Annotated in this window: 10 protein-coding genes and 1 riboswitch; of the genes, 5 read left to right on the top strand and 5 right to left on the bottom strand. The window is 71.6% G+C overall.

Features of this window, described 5'->3' with window-relative positions; all coding sequences use genetic code 11:
* Window positions 1–26 precede the first annotated feature (26 nt).
* Window positions 27–1,919, top strand: coding sequence for a molecular chaperone HtpG (htpG, locus tag ACFOYX_RS14320; RefSeq protein WP_322438872.1), 1,893 nt, complete (start codon window positions 27–29; stop codon window positions 1,917–1,919).
* 52 nt (window positions 1,920–1,971) lie between these two features.
* Here htpG and ACFOYX_RS14315 read toward each other — a convergent pair whose 3' ends face one another.
* From ACFOYX_RS14315 to ACFOYX_RS14300, 4 genes are all read right to left on the bottom strand, one after another.
* On the bottom strand, window positions 1,972–2,331 hold the full coding sequence (locus ACFOYX_RS14315) for a hypothetical protein (RefSeq protein WP_322438871.1): 360 nt from the start codon (window positions 2,329–2,331) through the stop codon (window positions 1,972–1,974).
* 68 nt (window positions 2,332–2,399) lie between these two features.
* Entirely contained in the window at window positions 2,400–3,098 is a 699-nt protein-coding gene (locus tag ACFOYX_RS14310) for an SDR family oxidoreductase (protein ID WP_322438870.1), read from the bottom strand.
* 46 nt (window positions 3,099–3,144) lie between these two features.
* Window positions 3,145–3,621, bottom strand: a complete 477-nt coding sequence (locus ACFOYX_RS14305) for a helix-turn-helix domain-containing protein (protein ID WP_322438869.1) — start codon at window positions 3,619–3,621, stop codon at window positions 3,145–3,147.
* A 105-nt stretch (window positions 3,622–3,726) separates the two neighbouring features.
* Window positions 3,727–5,295, bottom strand: coding sequence for an LLM class flavin-dependent oxidoreductase (locus tag ACFOYX_RS14300; RefSeq protein WP_322438868.1), 1,569 nt, complete (start codon window positions 5,293–5,295; stop codon window positions 3,727–3,729).
* Window positions 5,296–5,545: 250 nt separating this feature from the next.
* Between ACFOYX_RS14300 and ACFOYX_RS14295 the strand changes: the two genes are divergently transcribed.
* The 4 genes from ACFOYX_RS14295 (at window position 5,546) to ACFOYX_RS14280 (ending at window position 9,354) form a co-directional block, all read left to right on the top strand.
* Entirely contained in the window at window positions 5,546–7,381 is a 1,836-nt protein-coding gene (locus ACFOYX_RS14295) for a glycoside hydrolase family 3 protein (protein ID WP_322438867.1), read from the top strand.
* A 176-nt stretch (window positions 7,382–7,557) separates the two neighbouring features.
* Window positions 7,558–7,731: riboswitch (cyclic di-AMP (ydaO/yuaA leader) on the top strand.
* Complete coding sequence (locus ACFOYX_RS14290) at window positions 7,729–8,397, top strand: transglycosylase family protein (RefSeq protein WP_322438866.1); 669 nt, start codon at window positions 7,729–7,731, stop codon at window positions 8,395–8,397. (Overlaps the previous riboswitch by 3 nt.)
* 177 nt (window positions 8,398–8,574) lie before the next feature.
* Complete coding sequence (locus ACFOYX_RS14285) at window positions 8,575–9,012, top strand: YbaB/EbfC family nucleoid-associated protein (protein WP_109801693.1); 438 nt, start codon at window positions 8,575–8,577, stop codon at window positions 9,010–9,012.
* Window positions 9,013–9,078: 66 nt separating this feature from the next.
* Window positions 9,079–9,354, top strand: coding sequence for a DUF899 family protein (locus ACFOYX_RS14280; RefSeq protein WP_322438865.1), 276 nt, complete (start codon window positions 9,079–9,081; stop codon window positions 9,352–9,354).
* On the opposite strand, the gene ACFOYX_RS14275 is transcribed toward ACFOYX_RS14280, so the two are convergent.
* Window positions 9,341–11,374 carry a M4 family metallopeptidase gene (locus ACFOYX_RS14275; RefSeq protein ID WP_322438864.1) on the bottom strand — a complete coding sequence of 678 codons (2,034 nt, stop codon included), beginning with the start codon at window positions 11,372–11,374 and terminating at the stop codon, window positions 9,341–9,343. The genes ACFOYX_RS14280 and ACFOYX_RS14275 overlap by 14 nt on opposite strands.
* Between the last annotated feature and the right edge of the window lie 487 nt (window positions 11,375–11,861).

The raw sequence follows: 11,861 nt of genomic DNA, 5'->3' as shown, positions 1-11,861 counted from the left end.
GGGCCGCACGAGGGAAGGGAGTCGGTGTGAGCGACCGGGTCGAGACGTTGGAGTTCCAGGCCGAGGCCCGTCAGCTGCTCCAGCTGATGGTCCACTCGATCTACTCGAACAAGGACGTCTTCCTGCGCGAACTCATCTCGAACGCGTCGGACGCGCTGGACAAGCTCCGGCTGGAGTCGATGGTCGACAAGGATCTCGCCGTCGACACCGCCGACCTGCACATCGAGATCGAGGTCGACAAGGACGCCCGTACGCTCACCGTGCGGGACAACGGCATCGGCATGTCCCGCGACGAGGTGGTCGGGCTGATCGGCACGATCGCCAAGTCCGGCACGGCAGAGCTGCTGCGCAAGCTGCGCGAGTCGAAGGACGCCGGCACCTCGCAGGAACTGATCGGCCAGTTCGGGGTGGGCTTCTACGCCACCTTCATGGTCGCCGACCAGGTCACCCTGCTGACCCGACGGGCCGGGCAGAGCGGCGGCACCCGGTGGGAATCCACCGGCGAGGGCACCTACTCGGTCGAGGCGGTCGACGAGGCCCCGCAGGGCACCTCCGTCACCCTGCACCTCAAGCCGATCGACACCGAGGACAACCTGCACGACTACACCGCCGAGTGGACGATCCGGGAGATCGTCAAGCGGTACTCCGACTTCATCGCCTGGCCGATCCGGATGACCGTCGAGCGCCCCGGCGAGGACGGCGCGACCAGCCACGAGACGCAGACCCTCAACTCGATGAAAGCCCTGTGGGCCCGGTCCCGCGACGAGGTCGACGAGGCCGAGTACCAGGAGTTCTACAAGCACGTCAGCCACGACTGGGCCGACCCGCTCGAGACCATCCACATGCGTGGCGAGGGCACCTTCGAGTACGAGGCGCTGCTCTTCCTGCCGTCGCACGCGCCACTGGACCTGTTCTCCCCGCAGGGCCGCCGCGGCGTGCAGCTCTACGTCAAGCGCGTGTTCATCATGGACGAGTGCGACGCGCTCATGCCCAACTACCTGCGCTTCGTCAAGGGCGTCGTGGACGCCCACGACCTGTCGCTGAACATCTCCCGGGAGATCCTCCAGCAGGACCGGCAGATCCGCGCCGTGCGCCGGCGCCTGGTCAAGAAGGTCCTCGCCACCCTCAAGGAGATGTCGGCCGAGTCCTACCGCACCTTCTGGGCGGAGTTCGGCGCGGTGGTCAAGGAAGGGCTGCTCGAGGACCCGGACAACACCGAGGCGCTGCTGGACCTGGTGCGGGTCGCCTCCACCCACGACCCGGCCGAGCTGACCACGCTGCGCGACTACGTCGCGCGGATGAAGGACGGCCAGTCGGAGATCTACCTCGCCACCGGCGAGTCCCGCAGCACCATCGAGAACTCGCCGCACCTGGAGGCGTTCCGCGCCAAGGGCTACGAGGTGCTGATCCTCACCGACCCCGTCGACGAGGTCTGGGTCGAGCGGGTCGGCCAGTACGACGGGAAGACCCTGCGCTCGGTGGCCAAGGGCCAGGTCGACCTGGAGACCGACGAGGAGAAGGCGCAGGCCGAGGGGGAGCGGAAGGACTACGCCGAGCTGCTGACCTGGCTGAGCGGCGCGCTCGCCGACAGCGTCAAGGAGGTCCGGCTCTCCTCCCGGCTGACCACCTCGCCGGCCTGCGTGGTGGGCGACGCGCACGACATGACCCCGACCCTGGAGAAGATGTACCGGGCGATGGGGCAGGAGGTGCCACGGGTCAAGCGGATCCTCGAGCTCAACCCGGGTCACCCGCTCGTCACCGGGCTGCGCAAGGCCCACGAGCAGGGCGCCGACACCGAGGCCCTGACCGAGACCGCCGAGCTGCTGTACGGCATGGCGCTGCTCGCCGAGGGTGGGGAGCTGGCCGACCCGTCCCGGTTCACCCGGATCCTCGCCGATCGGCTCGCCCGCACGCTGTAGGGCGCGGCCGTCCGTCGGCCGCGGCGCCCGTGCTGCGGCCGACGGACGGGCGCTACCCGCGTGCCAGTCGCGCCAGGTGCGTCGCCTCCTGGGCGGACGGCTCGCCCGGCCCGCTGCTCAGCAGCCGCCACCGCGACGTCCGCCCGTCGGGGCCGGTCAGTTCGCCGCCGGTGAGGGCCCGGTCGATGTCGCGCCGCACGCGTTCCTCCAGGTGCGGTTCGGCGGCGAAGAGGATGCGGAGGCGCAGCTCGTCGCCGTGCCGCTCCGCCCCGGTGTGGTGCGGGACGACCGGGCAGGGCCCCTCGTGCTCCCAGTGGCCACAGAGGACGGTCGTGACGGCGGCCCCGGGGGCGGCCGGGTCGTCGTCGGGGGCCATCGCGAGGACCGCCATATGAGTGAAGCCCTGTCGCATGCCGCCATTGTGGGCCCACCCGCCCCGGGCGCGCGGCGGATCACCGGGGACCGCCGCGCGCAGGTTGGTCAGGGCAGCTCGGGGTAGAGCGCGGCCACTCCGCCGGACAGGCCCGCGAGGACCTGCCGGGAGGTCTCGTCGGCGATGATCTCGTACCGGTCCGCCTCGATGCCGTCGACGGCGATCCGGGCGATCTCGACCGGGTCCGACTTCGGCGCGGTCACCGTGGCCGTCATGTCGGTGTCCATGTAGCCGACGTGCAGGCCGGCGACGCGGACGCCCCGGTCGGCGAGCTGCGCCCGCAGCGCGTTGGTCAGCGACCACTCGGCGGCCTTGGCCGCGCCGTACGCCCCCACGCCGGGGAAGGTCACCCAGGACAGCGCGGAGAGGATGTTCAGGATGGTCCCGCCGCCGTTGGCGGCGATGCGCGGCGCGAACGCCCGCGCCATCGACAGCGTGCCGAAGAAGTGGGTCTCCAGCTCCAGCCGGATCGTGGCCAGGTCGGCGTCGAGCAGGTCGGCCCCGGTGCTGATGCCGGCGTTGTTGACCAGCAGCGTGACGTCGCCGGCCAGCGCGGCGGCCGCGGCCACCGAGTCCGGGTCGGTGATGTCCAGCCGGACCGGGGTGACGCCCGGCAGGTCGACGCTGTCCGGGTTGCGGGCCCCGGCGTAGACGGTGGCGCCGCGGGCCGCCAGTTCGGCGGCGAGGTGGCGGCCGAAGCCGCGGTTGGCCCCGGTGACGAGGGCGCTGCGTCCAGCGATCTTCATGTGCTGCTCCTGATTGTCGAGGGTTGGATGGCGACCGGTTGACCGGTCAGGCCCGTCGCAGTCCCGGGCCTGGGCGGACGTCGATCTCGTCGGGCGGCACGTCGTGCCCGGCCTCGCAGCGCAGCCGGGCGTGGACGTCGGCGCCGCAGTCGTGGTGTTCGACGCGGACCGAGGGGCCGGCCCCGTCGGCGGCCCACGCGTCCCCCCACTGCCGCAGCGCGGTGAGCACCGGCAGCAGCTCCTGCCCCTTGGGGGTCAGCAGGTACTCGTCCCGGGTGCGCTGTCCGGGCTCGCGGTAGGGGCGCCGTTCGAGCAGGCCGTCGGCGACGAGCTGCTTCAGCCGCGCGGCGGCGACCGGCTCGCTGACGCCGACCCGCCGGGCGAAGTCGTCGAAGCGGCGGGTGCCGAACGACGCCTCCCGCAGCAGCAGGAGCGTGGACCGGTTCCCCACCACCTCGAGCGCGCGGGCGATCGAGCAGTTGCTGGTCAACCAGGCGTCGCGCTGCTCGAGGAAGTCCGTCATGCGGACGACGGTACGCCGCTGGCTTAGGAAAACCAAAGTCAGCCTGGATCACGCCGATGGCCGGCGCCATCGGGAATACGGCGACGAGCCGGGTGTGCCCGGCCGTCACACCTGACCGGCGTAGAAGCCGTAACGGGCCAGCGGCTCGACCATGTTCTGCTCTTCGTACGACAGGTGCGACCGCAGGGTGTCGGTGAGGACGTCCACCGCCTTCTGGAGCTCGGTGAAGTCGCCCGGGTTTTGGATCAGGTCCACCAGGGCCCGGTCCACGCCCTCCACCACGTCGTGGATCACCACATGCTCCGCCGCCAGGCGGTCGAGCACGGGGCCCAGCCCTGGGTCCGAACGGCGCAGGTGCGGGAAGATCATGTTGTCCTCCAGCCCGTGGTGCTGGGTCACCGCCGTGCAGTACGCGGCGCAGTACGCCCCCAGCGTCCAGTTGTTCTGCCGCATGGTCATCTCGTTGAGCACGGCCCGTGCCGCACCGGCGGAGACCACCCCGCGCCGGACCTGCTCGAGCAGGTCACGCACCTGCCCGAGTTCCTGGCGCAGGTGGTCGTGCACGTCGACCAGGTGTGCGCCGACGGCCTGGGCGTGCGGGGTGTAGACGTGCCCGGCCGGCGGCGGCGGGGCGGCCGGGCGGGTGGACTCGTCCCACAGTTGATGGTCGGTCAGCCGTACCCCCGGATCCGGGGTGGCGGTGACGGCGAGCGTGGTGGGGCCGCCGGCCTGGACCGCCTCGCGCTGCTCCTCGACGGCCTCGGCGCGGCTGCCGGGCTCGGCGCGCTCGGCGGCGACCAGCTCGCGTACGGCGGGCGCCACCTCCTGCGCGAAGAGCTGGATGGCGGTGGGGTCGTCGGCGGCGAGGACGAACCCGGACGTGCCGTGGTCGAGGGCGAGGCCGGCCAGCTCCTCCACCCACTGCTCCGGCGGCCCGACGAGGAAGCCGGAGCGGGACGGGGTGAACCGCCCGGAGACGTTGAGCAGCCGCCGTACCGACCGGGGATCCCGCCCCGCCGCCTCGGCGCCGTCATCGACCAGCGCGTTGAGCTCGGCCAGCTCGGCCGGCCCCTTGGGCAGGTACGCCAGCGACGGCAGCCAGCCGTCCGCCGCCCGGCCGACCAGCCGCAGCATCCGCGGCTTGTACGCGCCGACCCAGATCCCCACCTCGTGCGCCGGCGCGGGCCCGCGTTTCGCGCCGACCACCCGGTAGTGCTCCCCGTCGACCCGGACCATGCCCCGCCGGTCGGTGGCCCAGACCTCCCGGACGACCCGGATCGCCTCGTCCAGCGCGTCCACCGCCTGGCCGGGCGTGCGGCGACGTCCCCCGGCGGCCTCGATCGCCTCCCAGAAGGCGCCCGCGCCGAGGCCCAGCTCGACCCGGCCGCCGGTGAGCAGGTCCAGACTGGCCACGCTGCGGGCCAGCACCACCGGCTGGCGCAGCGGCAGGTTCAGCACGTTGCCGGCGAGGCGGATCCGGCTGGTCGCCGCCGCCAGGTACGACATCAGCGTCCAGGTGTCGAGGAGATTCGGCTGGTACGGGTGGTCCTGGAAGGTGGCGAGGTCCAGGCCGACCTGCTCACAGAGCTTGGCGAGGGCGACCACCCGCGCCGGGTCGGCGGCGGCGGGCGTGAGGAAGCCGCCGAAGATCAGCTCGTGCCCGTAGTCGGTCATGTCCGCTCCGCCACCTCGCCCCGATCCGCGCCGCCGGTGGGTCGTCGGCTGCGTCGTGCCGGCGGACCCCGCCACCGTAGCCCTGGCCGGCAGCCGGTGCTCACGAGCCCTGGCCGGCAGCCGGTGCTCACGGGACCGGAGGAATCGGCAGGATTGTTCACAGCTCGGGTCGTTCAGCGGTGTCCGTCGATGTCCGGGTGGCATATGGTGCCGGACAACGGCATGACCGTTCCTCCGGGAGGAGTGACCTGTGACCCGCCACCACCGTGTCCGCCGTCCGTTCAGCCTCGCCCTGCTCCTCGTCGCCGTGACCGCCCTGGCCGTGCCCGCGCGCCCGGCCAACGCCGCCACCTACCCGTACCAGGACCCGACCCTGCCCGTCGCCACCCGCGTCGCCGACCTGCTCGCCCGGATGACCCTGGACGAGAAGATCGGCCAGATGACCCAGGCCGAGCGGGGCTCGGTGACCGCCGCCGACCTGACCACCTACCGGCTGGGCTCGATCCTTTCCGGTGGCGGCTCCGCGCCCTCGCCCAACACCGCCACCAGCTGGGCCGACATGTACGACGGCTTCCAGCGGGGCGCCCTCGCTACTCCGCTCGCCATTCCGATGATCTACGGGGTGGACGCGGTGCACGGGCACAACAACGTGGTCGGCGCGACCATCTTCCCGCACAACATCGGCCTCGGGGCGACCCGCGACCCGGCCCTGGTCCAGCAGATCGGCCAGGCGGTGGCCGAGGAGGTCTCCGGCACCGGTGTCGACTGGGACTTCGCGCCGTGCCTCTGCGTGGCCCGCGACGACCGCTGGGGCCGCACCTACGAATCGTTCGGCGAGACGCCGGACCTCCCCTCCGACATGACCACGCTGATCACCGGGCTCCAGGGCCCGTCACTCGGCGGGCCCACGTCAGTGCTGGCCACCGCCAAGCACTACCTCGGCGACGGGGGCACCGCGGGCGGCGACGACCAGGGCGACACCCGGCTGACCGAGGCCGAGTTGCGGACCGTCCACCTACCACCGTTCCAGGCCGCGGTGCAGCGCGGCGTCGGGTCGGTGATGATCTCCTACAGCAGCTGGAACGGCGTGAAGATGCACGGCAACCGGTACCTGATCACCACCGTCCTCAAGGGTGAGCTCGGCTTCACCGGCTTCGTCGTCTCCGACTGGAACGGCATCGACCAGATCGACGGCGCCGCCGGCTTCACCGCCGCCGAGGTCACCGCCGCGGTCAACGCCGGCATCGACATGGTGATGGTGCCCGCCGCCTGGAAGACCTTCATCAGCACCCTGCGTGCCGAGGTGCAGAACGGCCACGTGCCGCTGAGCCGGATCGACGACGCGAACCGGCGGATCCTGACCAAGAAGTTCGAGCTGGGCCTCTTCGAGCGGCCGTACACGGATCGGAGCTGGACCCCCACGGTCGGCAGCGTCAGCCACCGCGCGCTCGCCCGGCAGGCCGTCCGCGAGTCGCAGGTGCTGCTGAAGAACACCGGCAGCGTGCTGCCGCTGGCCCGGGCCGACAACAAGATCTTCGTGGCTGGCCGGAACGCGGACAACATCGGCAACCAGAGTGGTGGCTGGACCATCTCCTGGCAGGGTTCCTCCGGCAACATCACGCCGGGCACCACGATCCTGCAGGGCATCCGGGCCGCGGTCGGTCCGACCACGACGGTCACCTACAACCAGCGCGGCACCGGTATCGACGGCAGCTACCGGGCCGCGATCGCCGTCGTCGGCGAGACGCCGTACGCCGAGGGCCAGGGCGACCGGACCGGCAGCATGAGCCTGGACCGGGAGGACCTGCGCACCATCGCCACCCTGCGCAACGCCGGCGTGCCGGTGATCGTGGTGCTGGTGTCCGGCCGGCCGATGGACATCGCCACCGAGCTGCCCAGATGGGACGCGCTGCTGGCGTCCTGGCTGCCGGGCACCGAGGGTGCCGGCGTGGCCGACGTCCTCTTCGGCGCCGCGCCCACCGGGAAACTGCCGATGACCTGGATGAACTCGGTCAGCCAGCAGCCCATAAACGCCGGTGACGGGCAGGTTCCGCTCTTCGCCCAAGGCTACGGCCTGACGTACTGAACGGGTCCGCGGAGGCCGTCGGGCAGTCGACCCGGCGGCCTCCCTATTGCATGTTCGGGAGCGTCGCAACTCGGAAATCCCCGCCTTCGCTCGGCCGGGTGAAGAACTTCACAAGAAGTGGGCGATCGTCCGAAATCATTCCTAACGTCGTATCCGTTCGCGATCGCGGACACCACGGACCGGTAACGCCTAATTCCGCCGCCGGCCCCGTGGTACCTGGACCTCAGGCGGGAGCGGGGGACCCACACGTTCCTCGGTGCTCGACACCTCGGGGTGAAGCCGCCGACCGGCGGCCGGGCTCCTCGGCCCGAACCCGACAGCTCACCTCGTCGGCGTGGAGGAAATCCATGGCAACTGAACACAGCGCACGTCACCGCCGGACCGGCCGCCGTCGGGTCGCCGTCGGGGCGCTCGTCGTCGGCGCGGCCACCGGTGCCGCCGCGATCCTCGGCCCGGCCGCGCCGGCCAGCGCGGCCAGCGTGAACTGGGACGCCATCGCCCAGTGCGAGTCCGGCGGCAACTGGCACATCAACACCGGCAACGGCTACTACGGTGGCCTGCAGTTCTCCAAGGGCACCTGGAACGGCTACGGCGGCCAGAAGTACGCCAGCCGGGCCGATCTGGCCAGCCGCGGCGAGCAGATCGCGATCGCCGAGAAGGTCCTCGACGGGCAGGGCATCGGTGCCTGGCCGGTCTGCGGCAAAAAGGGCGGCTCGACCAAGCGCTACTCCACCAGGGACTCCGGGTCGGCGTCCCGTTCGGACTCCGGCAGCAAGTCCAAGGCGAAGAAGCGCTCCTCGCGGAGCGAGCGGCCGGCCACCCGCAGCCACCGGCGTACCGCGCCGGCCTCGGGCGGCTCGGGCACCTACGTGGTCAAGCCGGGCGACACGCTGTCGATGATCGCCGACGCGCGGGACCTGGCCGGCGGCTGGCACGCGCTGTACGAGCGCAACAAGCGCGTGGTCGGCGACGATCCGGGCCTGATCTTCCCGGGTCAGCGGCTGCGCCTGCGCTGACGTACCACCGGCTCCGGCCCACGGGCCGGAGCCGGCGCAGCGGACGAACGCCCGGCCGGAGCACCGGCCGGGCGTTCGCCGTCCGGAATGGTGGAGGGGACGCCGAGGTGGCGGGCGGGCCGGGTGGCGGATTGCTATCGTCACGGTGCTCGGAAAGGACGTGAAGAAAGCGCGGGTATGACCAACGAACCGTTCTCCGCGGCCGCGAGCCTGGATGAACTGCTGACCCGGACCCAGCAGGCGTTGTCGGCGATGCGCTCCCGGCCCGTCGAGCACCCCGACGGCGATGCGGAGGAACTGCTGCGCGCCGACGGCACGGCGGCCGACGGGCTGGTGCGAGCCGTGGTCGTCCAGGGTGGACGGCTGGAGTCCGTCACCGTCGACCCGCGGCTGTCGGCGGCGGGCGTCGAGGCCGTCTGCGGGCACATCGTGGTGGCCGTCAACGCCGCCCTCGCCGACCTCGAAGCCCAGGTCAGCGCCTCGGCACGGGCCGACGCGGACGCCCTGGCCGCGCGGCTCGGCGGCCTGCGAGAGCAGTCCAGGCGGCAGATGGAGATGTTCAGCCAGGCGATGGAACACGCCGCGGCCCGGCTGGGCGGCGGCCGGCCGGACTGACCCGCGCCGGCCGACCGAGGCGCGCCCGGGCCGGCAGAATGTCGGTGCCCGGTTCAGGATCCCGGCATGGAGAAACCGCGGATCGTGACGGCCGAGGAGTGCCAGCGGGAGCGCGACGAGCTGCTCAAGGCCGAGAAGGAAGCCACCCGGGCGCTGGACGCGCTGGCCGCGCGGCGTCGTCGCCTCCCGATGGTCAAGTTCGACCACGGGTACGCGTTCGAGTCGCCGACCGGCAGGAAGAGGCTGCTCGACCTCTTCGAGGGGCGGCGACAGCTCGGCGAAGCGGTCGGTCGCCGGGAGGACGACGACCGACCGCTTCCCTTGATGATCAGCTCAGGTTGAGCGCGGTGTCGTCGATCACGAAGGACGTCTGCAGCGAGCTGTCCTCCACACCGCTGAACGAGATGGTCGCGGTGGTGCCGGCCAGCGACGAGACGTCGAAGGACTTCAGGACGTAGCCGGCGGCGGCGTTCACGTTGGAGTACGTCGCCAGGGTGGTGCTGCCGGCCTTGACGGTCAGCCTGTCGTAGACGGTGCTGCCCGACTCGGCCGTGTCGATGTGCAGGTAGAAGGAGAGCGTGGCCCGGCATCCGGCCGGGATGCTCACCGACTGCGACAGGGTGTCGGTGTGGGTCGAGCCGTACCCGTCGAGCCACGCCTTGTACGAACCGCTGCGCGCGGCCTGCCCGGTCGAGTTGGTGATGACCCCCGAGGTGGCGCTCCAGCCCACCGCACCGGACTCGAAGCCGGGGTTGGCCAGCTTCTGACCGGAGCAGCCGCCAGTGGGCGGCGGGGTGGTGCTGCCGCTGCAGGTCGGGTCACCGGCCTGCGCGGGCACGCTGACCGCGTCCCACGCGGCCTTGACCGTGTTGAACTCGGTGCAGCCGGTCGGGTAGAGGTTCTTCGCCGCCTGCAGCGTCCAGGTGCGGTACTTCAGGTACGACGAGGACGTCGTCTTCAGCAGCATCGCGTTGTACATGATCTTCATGGCCTGCTGGATGCCCAGGCCGGTCACGCTGCTGCCGTTGCAGGTCGAGCTGGCCGGCTGACCGTTGGTCGGGCTGCTGCCGTTGGCCAGCAGGTAGAACCAGTGGTTGCCGGGTCCGGCCGCCGCGTGCACCTCGGTGCTGGGGATGCTGCTGGAGTAGCAGTTGGGGTCACCCAGCGCCGACGGGTTGTACATGTTGCGGATCGGGCCGCTGCCGACCAGGTTGATCTTCTCGCCGACCAGGAAGTCCGGAGCGTCGTAGCTGGCGGGCTCGTTGGCGAACCACTCGGTCGCCGCGCCGAAGGTGTCGGCGACGAACTCCTGGGTGCCGTTGCCGGAGATGCCACCCGGGGTGTGGTCGTCGATGCCGTGGCCGATCTCGTGGGCGATCACGTCGATCGAACCGATCCACTGACCGGAGGTGTTCTTGCCGATCTGGACCTGGGTGCCGTCGTAGTAGGCGTTCTGGTCGATCAGGCCCACCCGGATCGGCCAGGCGCCACCGCTGCCGTCCGCGCCGTTGCGGCCGAGCCACTGGGCGAGCATCTTGTGCTCCGTCTGGGCGCCGAACAGCGCGTCGACGCAGCCGGTCTCCTTGTTGGTGGCCGTGCCGTTGCCCCAGACGTCGTCCGAGCCGGAGAACGTCGTGTTGGTCGCGGCGTCCTGGCAGCTCTGGTTGGTGACGCCCGGGTCCTTCATCGAGTACGTGCTGCCCGACAGCGTGGTGTTGAGGGTCAGCGGGCTCGGCCCGTTCCACGCGCCGGTGCCGCTGCCGTGCACGACGTGCTCCTGCTTGCGCAGCACCTCGCCGGTCAGGGCGTCGACGTCCACGGTGAGTCGGCTCGGGCCGTCCGCGGAGGTGCCCCGGACGGTGGTCTCCCAGGCCAGGGTCGGCTTGCTGTCGAGGGTGTAGACGACGAGCGTGGTGCCCTCGACGCCGGCGACGCTCTTCAGCTGGGCGCGGGCGGTCTTCTCCGCGGCCGCGGCCTTGAGCTTCGGCGTCGTGGCGAGGCTGCCGATGCTCTGCTGCTGGGCGACGGAGGCGTACTTCAGGTTGCCGGCGGAGTCGGTCGCCAGGACGAAGTCGCCACCGGTCACCGGCAGGCCCTTGTAGGTGCGCTCGTAGGGCACGTACTGGGTGCCCTCGGAGGTGATGACGGGCTTCTGGACGAAGGCGTCGTCGGAGCTCGCGTGCAGGTACTGCGGGCGGGCGGCGACGAGCGCGCTGGCCGAGTTGGCGGCGAGCGTGCGGGCCTCGGCCGCGTCGGGGGCGGGACTGGGGGGCGCGGCCTGTACGGCCGCTGCGGCGCCGGCGGCGACCAGACCGGCCGCGGCCGCGCCGGAGAGCGCGACGAGGCGGGATGAGAGCTTCAAGGGGGTGTGCTCCTGTTCCTAGGCGGCGCGCGGAGCCCGGTGGGGGCGCGCGCCGCGGTCAAGCTGCAAGGCGGGCGATGGTGGGTCTCCCGGGGCTGCCGGCGTTGCCCCGGATCGACGGACCGGCCATCCCGAGCCACCGGGGGTCGGTGACTCGTGGCAGCACGATCACACGGGCAGCGGTGCAGATCAATGGGTGACAGGGGCAACCGTCTCCTTCCGGTCGCCTCGCCGACCTCGTTGATTGAGGAAGCCATGATCTTCAATAGCCCCTGATCAGCCCTTACGTTTCCGGCCACGAACGAGGGCGTGTCCGAATCAGGGCTAATGCCGCTGTACGCTGATGGCGCCTCTTCGCACTCCTCCGAGGTCCCCACCGCTCCGGGCCGCACGGGTCGCCCGAACCCTGCCGAACGGACCGTGATCATCCGCCGTACCGCCGCCACGGGCCCGCCGTTCGGGCGACGGGATTGCGGGCGAGTGAGCA

The organism is Micromonospora sp. GCM10011541 (assembly GCF_042650725.1).
GTDB lineage: Bacteria > Actinomycetota > Actinomycetes > Mycobacteriales > Micromonosporaceae > Micromonospora > Micromonospora sicca.
Note: the sequence above shows the minus strand (reverse complement) of the source record. Positions and strands in the feature narration are given on the sequence as shown.

Excerpts from the sequence above, each read along its gene's own strand:
- ACFOYX_RS14305 (WP_322438869.1), bottom strand. The coding sequence starts at position 3,621 with ATGACGGACTTCCTCGAGCAGCGCGACGCCTGGTTGACCAGCAACTGC.
- ACFOYX_RS14285 (WP_109801693.1), top strand. The coding sequence starts at position 8,575 with ATGACCAACGAACCGTTCTCCGCGGCCGCGAGCCTGGATGAACTGCTG.
- ACFOYX_RS14315 (WP_322438871.1), bottom strand. The coding sequence starts at position 2,331 with ATGCGACAGGGCTTCACTCATATGGCGGTCCTCGCGATGGCCCCCGAC.
- ACFOYX_RS14290 (WP_322438866.1), top strand. The coding sequence starts at position 7,729 with ATGGCAACTGAACACAGCGCACGTCACCGCCGGACCGGCCGCCGTCGG.
- ACFOYX_RS14300 (WP_322438868.1), bottom strand. The coding sequence starts at position 5,295 with ATGACCGACTACGGGCACGAGCTGATCTTCGGCGGCTTCCTCACGCCC.
- ACFOYX_RS14280 (WP_322438865.1), top strand. The coding sequence starts at position 9,079 with ATGGAGAAACCGCGGATCGTGACGGCCGAGGAGTGCCAGCGGGAGCGC.
- ACFOYX_RS14310 (WP_322438870.1), bottom strand. The coding sequence starts at position 3,098 with ATGAAGATCGCTGGACGCAGCGCCCTCGTCACCGGGGCCAACCGCGGC.